Here is a 12,176-nt window from a genome sequence, read left to right on the forward strand (position 1 = left end):
GCCGGGCGCCCGCCCTCCGGCCGACCGGAGGAGGAGCGCATGGACCCCGCAGCCGCCGCCCTCCTCGCCGCCGCGGGGTTCGCCGCGGGGCTGGTCGGCTCGGTCGCCGGCCTGGCCTCGCTGTTCAGCTACCCCGCGCTCCTGGCGGTCGGGCTTCCGCCCATCGCCGCCAACGTCACCAACACCGTCGGGCTGTTCTCCACCACCGTCGGTTCGGCCGCCGCCTCCCGCGCCGAGCTGCGCGGACAGCGCGGACGCATCATGCGCCTGGGCGCGCTCGCCGCCGGGGGCGGGGCCCTGGGCGCCTGGCTGCTGCTCAACACCGACGAAGGCGTGTTCGAGCTCATCGTGCCCTGGCTCATCGCCCTGGGGTCGCTCCTGCTGATCGGCCGCGACACGGTGCGCCGCCTCGCGGCGCGCGCGGCCGCCCGCGGCGGGCGGAAGGGCGGGCGCTCAGGCCCCGCGGTCCTGGGGGTGTCCGTGGCGCTCGTGGGCGTCTACGGCGGCTATTTCGGAGCCGCGGCGGGCGTGCTCATGCTGGCGCTGCTGAGCGTCGCCCTGGACGAGTCGCTCGCGGTGTCCAACGCCCTGAAGAACCTCACCACCGGCGCCGCCAACCTCATCGCCGCGGTCTCCTACGCCTTCCTGGCGCCCGTGCACTGGTGGGCGGCGGTCGCCTTGGCGTGCGGGTGCCTCCTGGGCAGCGCGCTGGGCCCGGCGCTGGTGCGCCGCCTGCCCGAGCGCCCGCTGCGGTGGGCCGTCTCCCTCGCCGGGTTCGCGCTGGCCGCCCATCTGTTCGTGTCGGCCCTGCGCTGAGCCCGCCCTGCGCTGAGCCGGTCCTGTGCCGGGCGGCCGGCCGCCGGGGCCCCCTCAGCCCAGCTCCGGCACGCGCGGCCCGTACCGGGAGAAGAAACGCTGGTTCGCCTCGTCGCCGCCGGGCATGTTGGCCGACCGCCACAGCGGCGGCTCCAGGTCCTCCTTGCGCACCCGGTCGTGCACCGAGGCCAGCAGCAGGTTCCACAGGTAGGAGTTGGCCAGGCTGGACAGCGGCGCGGTCACCGGGTCGGCCTGGGGGTAGGCCGCGTCCCCGGGGTCGACCAGGGTGTCCACCACCAGGCCCGCATCCTCGGCCAGGGTGCCGCCCGCCCGGCGCGGCGCGGCCGCCGCGCACGCCCGCGAAGTGAAGGCCACCACCGGCAGCCCCCGCCCGCGCGCCCCGCGCGCCAGCTCCACCGGGTAGGGGTTGACCCCCGAGGTGGAGAACACGAACAGCAGGTCGCCCCGGTCGGCATCGGCCCCGGCGCCGTCCAGGACCTCGTCGGCCAGGCCGCTCCGGCGCTCGGCCGCGGTGGCCGCGGCGGCGCCGTGCAGGGGCAGCAGGTCCGGGTGGTACAGGGGCTTGACCGGGGCCAGCCCCCCGGCGCGGAAGAAGGCCTCGGCCACGGCGATCATCGAGTGGCCCGACCCCGCCACCAGGACCATGCCGTCGCCGCGGACGGCCCGCTCGACCACGAGGGCGGCGACCTCCTCCAGCACGTCGGCGTTGGCCCGCTGGACCTCCTCCAGCCGGTCGCGCATGCGGGCCCCGAAGTCCCCGCCGCCGTGGTAGGCGTCCATCCGCTCCTCCTCGGTGTGCGTCACAGCCATCCCTGCTCTTCCAGCGGCCCGCGCAGCTCGCGGGCCAGGCCCTCGCGGTCGAGGAAGTCGTCGACCGCGACCACCACCGGGGCGGTGCCCTCCATCTCGCCCATGTGCATGCCCTGGCCGATGACGACGTCGGCCGCCATGCCCCGGGCGGTGGTCAGGTCGGCGTTCTCCACGCGGGCCTGGACCCCCAGGTCGCTCAGTGCCCCCTCGGCGGTCATCTTCAGGATGAGGCTGCTCCCCATCCCTACGCCGCACACGGTGAGCACCGTCAGGGGGTTCGAACGCGCCATCGTCGCCTCTTCTCCGGTCGACCCTAGTGGTTCCCGCCCGCCGCGCACGGGGCGGCGGGCGTCCTGCGATCTACGTTCCCGGGGTGTCCGGTGTGCGCTCGTCCCGCGCGCGCTCCTTCCGCCGGGCGCGCAGCGACAGCCAGGTGAGCAGCCCCACCGTCACCGCGCCGACGAGCGCCGTCACCGGCCACACTCCCGGCAGTACGGCGCCCAGGCCGAGCAGGAGGGCGGTGATCGCGTACCAGTCGGCGTCGGCGAGGGTGGCCAGTTCTGGGGCGGTCCCCGAGAGCATGCCCCACACCACGGCCTGTCCGACGGCGAGGATGACGCCGTTGAGCACGCCCCCGGCCACGGCGCCGCGCCACCCGGACACCGCGTTGCCGAAGACCCCGGCGGCCCCTCCGCCGAAGAACAGCATGATCATCGGCGGGACGAGGGTGAACCACCCGGTGGCGGCGAAGACGCCCAGGAAGACGAGGAACACGCCGGTGCTGACGACGAACCCGATCATCACCGCGGTCGGGGCGGCGGGGAAGACGGTGGGGATGTCCAGGGCGGGCTTGGAGCCGGGGACGACCTTCTCCCCCACCCCCTTGAAGGCGGGGACGATCTCGGCGAGGAACATGCGCACGCCGTAGAGGAGGATGGCGATGCCCGCGGCGAACCGGAAGGCGGCGATGACGCCCCAGGCCCAGGGGTCGATGTTCTCGTCGTAGGCGGCCGCGGCCTCGGCGACGGTGGCCGGGTCGGCGAACGCCATGGCGGCCAGCAGGATGACGCCGATCACCAGGGCGGTGCTGACGTTGACGTCCTTGAAGAAGGAGAGGCGGCGGGGCAGCTTCAGCTTCTCGGTGCCGTGCCGCTCGGGGTCGCCGAGGGGCTTGGCGACCACCGCCGTCAGCAGCGCCAGCGTGGAGGTGGTGTGGCCCAGCCCGAAGTCGTCGCGGCCGGTCACCTTGCGCATGAACGGCGCGATCCACATGGGCTGCAGGGTCCAGTAGCAGGCGATGAGCACCGATCCGCTCGCCACCAGGGCCGCCTGCGGCAGATCGCCGAACGCCTCGACCAGGCAGGCGGTGATGACCACGCTCACCCAGAACATCAGGTGGCCGGTGAGGTAGACGTTGCGGGCGGCGGGGAAGACGCGCACGAGCAGCAGGTGCAGGACGAAGCCCAGAGTGATGACCAGGGCGACGGTCCCGCCGTGCTCGCCGAGGAACCCGTCCAGGGTGTTCTGGGCGGCGGGCGGTTCGGCTCCCACCGCGCTGGAGACGATGGTCTGGAAGTCGCCCAGGCCGCCGGTGAACAGTTCGATGCCGACGAACAGGATGACGATCCCCAGGACCGCCCGGAGGGCGCCCCCGACCACCTCCTCGACCGGCTTGCGCTGCAGGACCAGCCCCAGCAGGGTGATCAGGCCGATGAGGATGGCCACCTGGCCGAACACGTTGTCGGCGATCCAGATCAGGACGGCTTGCACGGTCTCCATGGGCGCCTCCGCAGCCGGGCGGCGGGCCGCGCCCGCTCACTCCCGACCGGTCTATACCGGCCTCCCACTCTGGGGAGCCCCGGTCTCGAAGTGGCCCCGATCACATCACAGTTCCGCAGTGTGCGCGGCCCCGGACGCCCGGTCACCGCGCGGAGCGCTCCCCATGCGCTCCAGGCGCTCCAGGCGCTCCGCCTCCGCGGCGACGGCCGCTCCCTGCGCGCCGCCCTCGCCGCGCAGCCCGGCCACCGTTCCGGCCCGGTCGGCCTCGGGGCGGTTCTGGCCGAGCTTCCACTTGCCCTCGATCCGGTCGATGCGCACCTCGATGCCGACGATGGCCCGGAGCATGCCCTCGGTGAACGCGCGCGGGGCGTCGTCGACCGACCACGGGTCGGGGCGGCCGCCCTCGTGCCGCTCGGTCAGCAGGCGCACGGCCCACTCGGTCCACTCCGCGTCGTCGTGGGCGATGAGTCGCCCGTGGACGTGGGCGGTGACGTAGTTCCAGGTGGGGACCGCGCGCCCGTGCTCGCGCTTGGAGGGGTACCAGGACGGCGAGACGTAGGCGTCGGGGCCGCGCACGATGACCATGGCCGGGGTTCCGTGTTCGGTGGCGGCGCGCCACTGGGGGTTGTTGCGCGCGAGATGGCCCACGAGCCTGCCGTGCCCGGCCCCGCCGCCGTCCGGGACGTGGACGAAGGGGACGGGGGTGGCGTCGAACCCGCCGCCTCCGTCTCCGCCGCCGTCGGCGGTGACCAGGTCGGCCGCGGTTTGCGCGCCCAGCAGGCGCTCCACGGCTCCTTCGGGGGCACGGAAGTGCGCGGGCACGTACACGGCGAGACCTCCACTATCTACTAGTGCAAAAATCTTTCCCCATCGTACATACCGGTTCCCCTGGCGGCACAGGGACGGGGGCCGGGGCCAGGGATCGAGGGCCGTTGACCCCCGTACCGGACCGAATTACGTTCGGGCCACGCGCGCCGCCCCCTCGGCCGCGCCCGACGCCGTAGCCCCCGGAGGCGCCGCATGCCGTCCTCTCCGCACCCCGCGACCGCCCCCGACGGCCTCGACGTCCTGGTCGTCGGCGCCGGCTTCGCCGGCCTCTACCTGCTCCACCGGCTGCGCGGCCTGGGGTTGTGCGCACTGGCCCTGGAGGCCGGCTCGGGCATCGGCGGCACGTGGCACTGGAACCGCTATCCGGGCGCGCGCTGCGACGTGGAGAGCATGGACTACTCCTACTCCTTCGACCCCGCCCTGGAGCAGGAGTGGTCGTGGACGCGCCGCTACCCCGGCCAGGCCGAGATCCTGGCCTACATCGAGCACGTGGCCGACCGGTTCGACCTGCGCCGGGACGTGCGCACGGCCACCCGCGCGGCCGCGGCCGCCTGGGACGGCGGCGACCGGGTCTGGCGCGTGCGCACCGACGGCGGGACCACCTACGCCGCCCGGTACCTGGTCATGGCCACCGGGTGCCTGTCGATGCCCAAGGCCCCGGGGATCGAGGGCCTGGACCGGTTCCAGGGGCGGGTCCTCCACACCGGGCGCTGGCCCCACGGGGAGGTGGACTTCACCGGGCGCAGGGTGGCGGTCGTCGGGACCGGGTCCTCGGGCATCCAGGCCGTCCCGGTCATCGCCGAGCAGGCCGCCGAGGTCACCGTCTTCCAGCGCACCGCCAACTTCAGCCTGCCCGCCAACGACCGCCCGCTCGCCCCGGACGAGCAGGAGGCGGTCAAGCGCCGCTACCGCGAGCACCGGGCGCAGGCCCGGAGATCGCCCACGGGCATCCCCGGGCGCAAGGCCGACCGGTCCGCCTTGGAGGTGCCCGAGGCGGAGCGCACCGCCACCTACTGGGACGCCTGGGAGCGCGGCGGCCTGTTCGGGATGCTGCGCTCCTACAACGACCTGACCACCGACGCGGACGCCAACGCGACCGCCGCCGACTTCATCCGCGAGCGCATCGCCGAGACCGTCGACGACCCGGCCACGGCCGAGGCGCTGGCCCCGCGCAGCCACCCGTTCGGCACCAAGCGGCCGTGCATCGACTCGGGGTACTACGCCGCCTTCAACCGCGACGGGGTGCGCCTGGTGGACCTGCGCGCCGAGCCGCTCGCCGGGGCGACGCCCGACGGGGTCGCCACCGCCCGCGGCGCCTACCCGGCCGACGACCTGGTGCTGGCCACCGGCTACGACGCGATGACCGGTGCCCTCACCGCCGTCGACCCGCGCGGGCGGGGCGGGCTGCGCCTGCACGAGGCCTGGGCCGAGGGGCCCACAGCCCACCTGGGGCTGGCGGTGGCCGGGTTCCCGAACATGTTCACGGTGACGGGGCCGGGGAGCCCGTCGGTGCTCAGCAACATGGTCGTCTCGATCGAGCAGCACGTGGAGTGGATCACCGACCTGATCGCGTCGGCGCGCGAGCGGGGCGCGGAGGTCGTCGAAGCCGACCCGGAGGCCCAGCGGCGGTGGTCCGCCCACGTGCAGGAGGTCGCCGGGGCCACGCTGTTCCCGCGCGCGGACTCCTGGTACATGGGCGCCAACGTGCCCGGGAAGCCCCGCGTGTTCATGCCGTATCCGGGTGGGGTCGACGTGTACCGGGACGTGCTGGAGGACGTGGCGGCCTCGGGCTACGAAGGCTTCCGCCTCAGCCGGGCGTGAACCGGGGCCCCGAAGGGCCCTCGCCGTCCCCCCGTCCCGCCCTCACATGGCGAAGACGCGGTCCGGGCGGATGAGGACGGCGGTGCGCCGCTCCTCCTCCATGGCCCGGTCGTACTCGGCCCAGTCGTCGTGGGTCCCGCCCGCGGCGCCGAAGACCTCGCGCAGGAGCGCGCGCAGGTGGGCGGAGTCGACGCCGTCGTAGGGGTCGTCGTAGCCGATCAGGTCGGTGTGCCCGGCCACGCTCGCCCAGTGGTAGCCGGCCTGGAAGACCAGTGAGGCCTGCGGGCGCGCCCTGAGGAGCCGCAGCTTGACCGCGCCGGTGACGGTGGTGAAGGCGGCGGCGGGCTCCCCGGTCACCGGGTGCTCCGTCAGTCCTGCGGCGACGAGGCTGGACTGGACCGACCCGTCGGCGCGGACGGCGGAGACGACGGCGCGGTGGCCGCCCCGGTCGATCACGGACTGGACCTCGCTCAGTTCGGCCATGACCCGAACCTACGCGGCGGGCCCGATCCAGGCGAAGATATGACGCGGTTCACTTCCAGGAACGGTGCGAACTTCAGTGAACGGTGATTACTCTCGTAGGTGCGGGGCGCCCCGCCCCGACCGCGCCACCCCCATAGGAGGCCGCTCATGGTCGACATCGCCCTGATCACCACCGTCCTCGCCGTCACCCTCGGCGGGATCGCCCTGGTCGTACTCGGCGCGATCGCCTACATCGCCAACGAGGCGGTCCAGAACCGCCTCGACGACAAGGCGGGCGTCCCGCGCCCGGGCACGCCTTCGGCGGCCCCGGATGCCACAGCGCCGACCGCGTCGACCACGCCGACCGTGCCCGCCGCGTCCCCCCGCGACCCTGTCGGCCACACAGCCTGAGAGCGCCACGCTCGCACCCCGCGACCAGGCCACCGAGGCGTACGGCGCCACAGGTCGGCGACGACGGAGGTCAACGGCCCCACCTGCACCGTCGTCGGCTGCACGGCGTGTGCGCGGTCACTGTGGATGGCGGCGACGGCCAGAGCGGGGCGGTTCCCCGGCCCTGCTCGCCGTCCGGCGGGCTCCTCGTGGTGCGGGCGGGGCGGCGCGGCCGGTACCCCGCTGACGGACCCCGGCCGGGCGGCGGGCCACCGGAGTGCCAGGTGGATGGACGGCGACGGCGTGAGCCGGGCGCTTCCCCGGCCCTGCTCGCCGTCCGGCGGGTCCCTTGCGGTGCGGGCAGGCGCCCCGGCGGGAGCGTGTTCGGGGCGTGCCGGGCGCGCGGGGTCCGGTCCGGGCATCGAGTGTGCAGGAAAGTGCACTTTGGGCAGGTGAGAGTGGTCGAAAGTGCACACTCGTTGCCCCGGGGCCGCGTTGAACGCCCGATAGGACCCCCGGGGCCGGACGCTCCTGGCACATCGGGCACGACGGAGAGGGGTGGCGATCGCGCGCGGCGAATCCGCCACGCAGGACCGCCGGCCACCCCTATCCGCGCCCGCCATGCCCGGATTGCGCCTCTCGGGCGCCCTCACAGCGATCACCCGGACCGCGAGGAGCCCGGCGGACGACGGGACAGCAGGTAGGGGCGCTGAACTGCGTCGTCGCCGCTTTCCCCGTGCTCTGCCGGGGTCCCGGTCGGCGCCTGCACCCCTGAGGCGCCGACCGGGTGTCCTGCTCCCCGCCAGGGCCACGGGCGGGGACGGCTTCAGCTCCGCTCGGCCCTCACCAGCTCGACTTGGTGATGCCGGGCAGCTCGCCCCGGTGGGCCATCTCGCGGAAGCGGATCCTGGAGAGCCCCGCCTTGCGGATGAACCCCCGGGGACGCCCGTCCACCGCGTCGCGGTTGCGCACACGCGTGCGGCTGGCGTCGCGCGGCTGGCGCGCCAGCGCCTGCACGGCCTCGGCGCGCTCGTCGGGACCGGTGTCCGGGTGGGCGATGATCCTCTTCAGCTCGGCCCGGCGCTCGGCGTACAGCGCCACGACCTCCTTGCGGCGCTCGTTCTTGGCGATCTTGCTCTTCTTGGCCACGGCTCAGACCTTCTCCCCGCGCGCACGGATCTCGGCGACCACCCGCTCGATGCCCCTGCGGTCGACGACCTTCATCCCCTTGGTGCTCACCCGCAGGCGCACCCAGCGCCGCTCCGACTCCAGCCAGTACCGCTTGGTCTGCAGGTTGACGTCGAACCGGCGGCGGGTGCGCCGGTGGGAGTGGGAGACGTTGTTGCCGAACGCGGGCCTCTTGCCCGTCACCTGGCACACGCGTGACATGGACAGCACGTCCTCTCGGGTCGTTCCGGACCCGCCCACCCTACACCAGAATGATAATCGTTTTCATTGTCGGGCGAGAGCCCCTCACCCCTCGTCCAGGGCACGGCGCAGCAGCACCGGGTCCACGTTGCCGCCGGAGACGACCGCCACCACCGCCTCCCCGCGCACCCGTCCGGCCAGGTGGGCCGCGGCCGCCAGGGCCCCGCTGGGCTCGGCCACCACGCGCGCCTCCCGCGCGATCACCCCCATCGCGTGCACGATCTCCTCCTCGGCGACCGTCACGATGCCGTCCAGGCGCTCCTTCATGTGGGCGAAGGTCAGCTCCGAGGGCCCCACCCGGACCCCGTCGGCGACGGTCCTCCCGGTGCGCTCGGGGCTCCAGGACACCAGGCGCCCCTCCCCCAGCCCCTCGGCGGTCTCGGCGGCCAGCTCCGGCTCCACCCCGACCACCCGCACGTCCGGCCGCAACCCCTTGACCGCGGTCGCCGTCCCGGAGGCCAGGCCGCCCCCGCCCACCGGCACCACGACGGTGTCGACGCCGCCCAGGTCCTCCACGACCTCCAGCCCCACCGTGCCCTGCCCGGCGATCACCTCCCGGTCGTCGAAGGGCGGGACCAGCACCATGCCGCGCCGCAGGGCGATGTCGTCCGCGGCCTCCGAACGCCGCGCCGGAGGGACGGGCACGATCTCGGCGCCCAGGCGCCGCATCCCGTCCAGCTTCACCTTCGGCGCCCCCTCGGGCACCACGACGACACAGGGGACCTCCTCCGACCGCGCGGCGAAGGCCAGGGCCTGGCCGTGGTTGCCCGACGAGTGGGTGACCACGCCGGCCGCCTTGCGCCGCGCGGGCAGCGCGCGCACGGCGTTCACGGCCCCGCGGATCTTGAAGGCCCCGATGGGCTGGAGGTTCTCCGGCTTGAGCCACAGCCGCCCCTCGGCCCAGGGACAGGACAGAAGCGGCGTGCGCACCGCCCTGCGCCGGATCCGTCCCGCGGCCGCCTGCACGTCGGCCAATGTGATCAGCTCGATGCCACTGCGTTCCATGCCCGTTCCCATTCCCCTCACAGGCGCCGCGGACCCGGTGGGCCCCGCGGCCTCCTGCCGGGGATCGCACCGCACACGGCCATAGGCGCCCCGCCGATAATGGAGGGGATGCGTACCGAATTCACCACCGAGGACCTCCCCGGGCGGGCCTTCTACACGATGCTCACGGCCGTCGTCGTCCCGCGCCCCATCGCCTGGGTCGCGACGGTCTCCGCCTCGGGGAGCGACAACCTCGCCCCGCACTCCTTCTTCACCGTCTCCTGCGCCGAGCCGCCGATCGTGCAGTTCACCTCGGTCGGCCGCAAGGACAGCCTGCGCAACATCGAGGAGACCGGGGAGTTCACCGTCAACCTCGCCCCCGAGCCGCTGCTGGAGCAGGTCAACGCGACCTCCGCCCCGCTGGAGCGGGGCGAGAGCGAGTTCGACGCGGCCGGCCTGGCGCGCGAGCCGGGCGCCGTCGTGAAGGCCCCGCGCGTGGCCGCGAGCCCGGTGGCCCTGGAGTGCCGCCTGCACTCGACGCTGCTGCTGGGCGACTCCACGGTGGTGTTCGGCCGGGTCGTGCACGTGGCGGTGGACGAGTCCGCCCTCGACGGCGCCCACCCGGAGGTGACACGCCTGCGGCCGCTGTCCCGCCTCGGCCGCGACGAATGGGGGACGCTGGGCGGTGTCGTGGCCGTGGACCGGCCCACCCGGCGCCCGTAACCGCGAGCGCGCCCCTCGGGAGGGGGAATCCCGAGGGGCTCCGGACACGCCCCTTCGCGTGGGCCCGCCCCGGCCATTGACCTCAAGTTAACTCAAGGTCCTAATGTTCTCGTGCGAAGCGCGCCCGAGGGCGCTGACCCACGAGAGGCCGGTGAGCGGGACATGAGCATGGAGATGACCGCGTGGCACTCGCTGTACACGGCGATGCACGCGGAACAGGACAAGCGCCCCTTCTCTAAGGAGACGCTGAAACGCATCCTCGGATTCGCCGCCCCGCACCGCGTGCGGCTCGGCGCCTTCCTGGTGTTCAGCGTCGTCCTGGCGGTCCTGGCGGTGGCGACCCCGGTGCTGGCGGGTCGCGTGGTCAACGCCATCATCGACGGCCAGGACATGGGCCTGGTCGTGGGCCTCGCCGCGCTCATCGCCCTCATCGCCCTGGGCGAGGCGGGCTTCGGCCTCCTGAACCGCTGGCTGTCGGCGGGCCTGGGCGAGAGCCTGATCCTGGACCTGCGCACCGCCGTCTACGATCACGTGCAGCGCATGCCGGTCGCCTTCTTCACCCGCACCCGCACCGGCGCCCTCGTCAGCAGGCTGAACAACGACGTCATCGGGGCCCAGCGCGCGTTCAGCGACATCCTGTCCGGCGTCGTCAGCAACCTGGTGACGCTGCTGCTGACGCTGGTCGTGATGGTTAACATCTCCTGGCAGATCACCCTGCTGTCGCTGCTGCTCCTGCCCCTTTTCCTGATCCCCGCCCGGCGCATGGGCTCCCGCCTGGCGCGTCTGGAGCGCGAGTCGGCCCACCACGACGCCGCCATGGGCACCCAGATGACCGAGCGCTTCTCCGCCCCGGGCGCCACCCTGGTCAAGCTGTTCGGGCGCCCTGAGCACGAGTCGGCCGAGTTCGTCACGCGCGCGCGGCGGGTGCGCGACATCGGGGTGCGCACGGCGATGGTGCAGGAGGTCTTCTTCACCGCCCTGACGCTGGTCTCCGCCCTGGCCCTGGCCCTGGTCTACGGCCTGGGCGGCTACTACGTCTTCACCGGCGGCCTGGACTCGGGCTCGGTGGTCTCCATGGCGCTGCTGCTCACCCGCCTGTACGCGCCGCTGACCGCCCTGGCCAGCGCCCGCGTGGAGATCATGAGCGCGCTGGTCAGCTTCAGCCGCGTCTTCGAGGTGCTCGACCTGGAGCCGCTGGTCAAGGAGCGCCCCGACGCGCGGCCGGTCCCCGAGGGCCCCGCCGACGTGGAGTTCGACGGGGTCGGGTTCGGCTACCCCAAGGCGTCCGCGTTCTCCCTGGCCTCGCTGGAGGAGGTCGCCGACCTGGACGACCGCGACGAGGGGCAGGTGCTGCACGGGGTCTCCTTCCGGGCGGCGCCCGGCGAGACCGTGGCCCTGGTGGGCTCCTCGGGCGCCGGGAAGTCCACCATCGCCCAGCTCATCCCGCGCCTGTACGACGTGGACTCCGGGTCGGTGCGCGTCGGCGGGGCGGACGTGCGCGAGCTGACCGCCGAGTCGCTGCGCCGCTCGGTCGGCATGGTCACCCAGGACGGACACCTGTTCCACGACACCGTCCGCGCCAATCTGCGCTTCGCCGCCCCCGAGGCCACCGACGGGCAGCTGTGGGACGCCCTGCGCCGGGCGCGGCTGGACGGCCTGGTCGCCGGGCTGCCCGACGGCCTGGACACCATCGTCGGGGAGCGCGGCTACCGCTTCTCCGGCGGCGAGCGGCAGCGGCTGACCATCGCCCGGCTGCTGCTGGCCTCCCCGCGCGTGGTGATCCTGGACGAGGCCACCTCCAGCTTGGACGCCACCTCCGAGGCGGCGGTGCAGGAGGCCCTGGCCGAGGCGCTGCACGGGCGCACGGCGGTGGTCATCGCCCACCGGCTGTCCACGATCCAGGCGGCCGACCGGATCCTGGTGGTCGAGGAGGGCCGCATCGCCGAGCAGGGCTCCCACGAGGAGCTGCTCGCGGCGGGCGGCCGGTACAGCGAGCTGCACGGCACCCAGTTCGCGACCGCCGAGGCGGCGGCCGGTGCGGACGCGCCCTCCTCCCCCGCACTCGACCCGGCCTGACCCGCCGACGAGCACCGCCCCGCAGAGCAGCGCGGGTA

At 74.1% G+C, this 12,176-nt stretch carries 13 protein-coding genes; 5 read left to right on the top strand and 8 right to left on the bottom strand.

From position 1 onward, the window contains the following. Positions 1–39 precede the first annotated feature (39 nt). Positions 40–816 carry a sulfite exporter TauE/SafE family protein gene (locus O4U47_RS26500; protein WP_270680704.1) on the top strand — a complete coding sequence of 259 codons (777 nt, stop codon included), beginning with the start codon at positions 40–42 and terminating at the stop codon, positions 814–816. A 54-nt stretch (positions 817–870) separates the two neighbouring features. Here O4U47_RS26500 and O4U47_RS26505 read toward each other — a convergent pair whose 3' ends face one another. From O4U47_RS26505 to O4U47_RS26520, 4 genes are all read right to left on the bottom strand, one after another. Next, complete coding sequence (locus tag O4U47_RS26505; RefSeq protein WP_270680705.1) at positions 871–1,647, bottom strand: sugar isomerase domain-containing protein; 777 nt, start codon at positions 1,645–1,647, stop codon at positions 871–873. After that, positions 1,638–1,937, bottom strand: a complete 300-nt coding sequence (locus O4U47_RS26510; protein ID WP_270680706.1) for a PTS sugar transporter subunit IIB — start codon at positions 1,935–1,937, stop codon at positions 1,638–1,640. The genes O4U47_RS26505 and O4U47_RS26510 overlap by 10 nt, the downstream gene beginning before the upstream one ends. A 70-nt stretch (positions 1,938–2,007) precedes the next feature. Then, positions 2,008–3,426, bottom strand: coding sequence for a PTS ascorbate transporter subunit IIC (locus O4U47_RS26515; protein WP_270680707.1), 1,419 nt, complete (start codon positions 3,424–3,426; stop codon positions 2,008–2,010). 105 nt (positions 3,427–3,531) lie between these two features. Beyond that, a complete protein-coding gene (locus tag O4U47_RS26520; protein ID WP_270680708.1) occupies positions 3,532–4,254 on the bottom strand; it encodes an FMN-binding negative transcriptional regulator in 723 nt (240 codons plus the stop codon). A gap of 192 nt (positions 4,255–4,446) precedes the next feature. On the opposite strand from O4U47_RS26520, the gene O4U47_RS26525 reads away from it, so the two are divergent. Continuing rightward, on the top strand, positions 4,447–6,075 hold the full coding sequence (locus O4U47_RS26525; RefSeq protein WP_270680709.1) for a flavin-containing monooxygenase: 1,629 nt from the start codon (positions 4,447–4,449) through the stop codon (positions 6,073–6,075). Between the two features lie 42 nt (positions 6,076–6,117). Here the strand turns inward: O4U47_RS26525 and O4U47_RS26530 are convergent, their stop codons facing one another. Then, positions 6,118–6,558: a pyridoxamine 5'-phosphate oxidase family protein gene (locus O4U47_RS26530; protein ID WP_270680710.1), complete on the bottom strand. Its 441-nt coding sequence runs from the start codon at positions 6,556–6,558 to the stop codon at positions 6,118–6,120. Between the two features lie 147 nt (positions 6,559–6,705). Between O4U47_RS26530 and O4U47_RS26535 the strand changes: the two genes are divergently transcribed. After that, positions 6,706–6,948: a hypothetical protein gene (locus O4U47_RS26535; protein ID WP_270680711.1), complete on the top strand. Its 243-nt coding sequence runs from the start codon at positions 6,706–6,708 to the stop codon at positions 6,946–6,948. An 822-nt stretch (positions 6,949–7,770) separates the two neighbouring features. Here the strand turns inward: O4U47_RS26535 and rpsN are convergent. From rpsN to O4U47_RS26550, 3 genes are all read right to left on the bottom strand, one after another. Then, positions 7,771–8,076, bottom strand: coding sequence for a 30S ribosomal protein S14 (rpsN, locus tag O4U47_RS26540; protein WP_270680712.1), 306 nt, complete (start codon positions 8,074–8,076; stop codon positions 7,771–7,773). A 3-nt stretch (positions 8,077–8,079) separates the two neighbouring features. Further along, positions 8,080–8,316 (bottom strand): 50S ribosomal protein L28, encoded by a 237-nt coding sequence (gene rpmB, locus O4U47_RS26545; RefSeq protein ID WP_270680713.1) that lies wholly within the window; start codon positions 8,314–8,316, stop codon positions 8,080–8,082. Between the two features lie 84 nt (positions 8,317–8,400). Next, complete coding sequence (locus O4U47_RS26550; RefSeq protein ID WP_270680714.1) at positions 8,401–9,360, bottom strand: threonine ammonia-lyase; 960 nt, start codon at positions 9,358–9,360, stop codon at positions 8,401–8,403. A 108-nt stretch (positions 9,361–9,468) separates the two neighbouring features. Between O4U47_RS26550 and O4U47_RS26555 the strand changes: the two genes are divergently transcribed. Together O4U47_RS26555 and O4U47_RS26560 are read left to right on the top strand one after the other, a co-directional pair. Beyond that, the gene (locus O4U47_RS26555; RefSeq protein ID WP_270680715.1) at positions 9,469–10,062 is read left to right on the top strand and encodes a flavin reductase family protein; all 594 of its coding nucleotides are present in this window, start codon (positions 9,469–9,471) and stop codon (positions 10,060–10,062) included. A 162-nt stretch (positions 10,063–10,224) separates the two neighbouring features. Continuing rightward, on the top strand, positions 10,225–12,138 hold the full coding sequence (locus O4U47_RS26560) for an ABC transporter ATP-binding protein (RefSeq protein WP_270680716.1): 1,914 nt from the start codon (positions 10,225–10,227) through the stop codon (positions 12,136–12,138). Positions 12,139–12,176: the final 38 nt, after the last annotated feature.

It is taken from the genome of Nocardiopsis suaedae (genome assembly GCF_027706745.1).
In the GTDB taxonomy this organism is placed as follows: Bacteria; Actinomycetota; Actinomycetes; order Streptosporangiales; family Streptosporangiaceae; genus Nocardiopsis_A; species Nocardiopsis_A suaedae.

Coding starts and splice junctions, on each gene's coding strand:
- O4U47_RS26500 (WP_270680704.1), top strand. CDS start 40: ATGGACCCCGCAGCCGCCGCCCTCCTCGCCGCCGCGGGGTTCGCCGCG.
- O4U47_RS26505 (WP_270680705.1), bottom strand. CDS start 1,647: ATGGCTGTGACGCACACCGAGGAGGAGCGGATGGACGCCTACCACGGC.
- O4U47_RS26510 (WP_270680706.1), bottom strand. CDS start 1,937: ATGGCGCGTTCGAACCCCCTGACGGTGCTCACCGTGTGCGGCGTAGGG.
- O4U47_RS26515 (WP_270680707.1), bottom strand. CDS start 3,426: ATGGAGACCGTGCAAGCCGTCCTGATCTGGATCGCCGACAACGTGTTC.
- O4U47_RS26525 (WP_270680709.1), top strand. CDS start 4,447: ATGCCGTCCTCTCCGCACCCCGCGACCGCCCCCGACGGCCTCGACGTC.
- O4U47_RS26530 (WP_270680710.1), bottom strand. CDS start 6,558: ATGGCCGAACTGAGCGAGGTCCAGTCCGTGATCGACCGGGGCGGCCAC.
- O4U47_RS26535 (WP_270680711.1), top strand. CDS start 6,706: ATGGTCGACATCGCCCTGATCACCACCGTCCTCGCCGTCACCCTCGGC.
- rpmB (WP_270680713.1), bottom strand. CDS start 8,316: ATGTCACGCGTGTGCCAGGTGACGGGCAAGAGGCCCGCGTTCGGCAAC.
- O4U47_RS26550 (WP_270680714.1), bottom strand. CDS start 9,360: ATGGAACGCAGTGGCATCGAGCTGATCACATTGGCCGACGTGCAGGCG.
- O4U47_RS26555 (WP_270680715.1), top strand. CDS start 9,469: ATGCGTACCGAATTCACCACCGAGGACCTCCCCGGGCGGGCCTTCTAC.
- O4U47_RS26560 (WP_270680716.1), top strand. CDS start 10,225: ATGAGCATGGAGATGACCGCGTGGCACTCGCTGTACACGGCGATGCAC.